The sequence below is a fragment of the Pantoea pleuroti genome, from assembly GCF_014156615.1.
In the GTDB taxonomy this organism is placed as follows: domain Bacteria; phylum Pseudomonadota; class Gammaproteobacteria; order Enterobacterales; family Enterobacteriaceae; genus Pantoea; species Pantoea agglomerans.
Genome location: NZ_SBFD01000027.1, coordinates 1 through 769, shown reverse-complemented (window position 1 = coordinate 769; position 769 = coordinate 1). Strand labels below are relative to the sequence as shown.

The 769-nt window shown below is 34.2% G+C and carries 1 protein-coding gene; it reads right to left on the bottom strand.

Features of this window, described 5'->3' with window-relative positions:
• The coding region (locus tag EPG66_RS22795; protein WP_182688185.1) for a site-specific integrase at positions 1-691 on the bottom strand (691 nt) is incomplete at its 3' end.
• Between the last annotated feature and the right edge of the window lie 78 nt (positions 692-769).

The following is a 769-nucleotide window of genomic DNA, read 5'->3' as shown; positions in this document are numbered from 1 at the left end:
CTCCAAGAAATAACTTTGAGAGCGGTTCAAAAAAAACATCCATTCTTTTGTCTATTTCAGATGCATTATCGGCATGATTTTTAATGTAAATACCTGAGCAAGCTACACTACTATGATCTAATGCTTTAGCAATTGTGTGAATTGAAGCTCCTTTCCTTGCTAATTCACTTCCTAATGTATATCTAAAACGGGCAGGATTAACTTTTATTGGTTTGTCTGTCCTTGCAGAAAAAACCGGGTTAATTCTGAAAAGATTATCTATTCTCTTTGTGATACCTCTGTTCTTTGAGTGGAGAAAGTCAGATTCGATTTTAGCGATTAACATTCCTTCTTCTGAGCAAAATGCTAGTTCTTTTTTGTTAATAAACAATGGCAGTTCTCTACCTATGTTTTCATTAACTTTCGCCCCAATCTGTTTTTCAACAATACTTAATACTGATTGTGAAAGTTCAGTGAGCTTCTCATACAAAAAATCACTTATCTCAACAGATGAAAACTCACTTCTGAAATTTTGTCTCTGCTTAACCTTCGGAATATTTATAAATACATTATCTTCAACTTTAACTATATCTTTAATTCGAATGGAAGAAATTTGTTGTGTCCTTCTTCCTGTATAAATCAACAGCAAAAGAAAGCAGTAGGTATCTTCACTTATCTTCCCCTCATCATTAAGAGCATGTATCTTTTTCAAGATGCTTTCCATTTCTCTCTGATCAAAGGGACCACAGTCGGGATTCCTTCGTTTTACTGCATCTCCACAAATTGCACT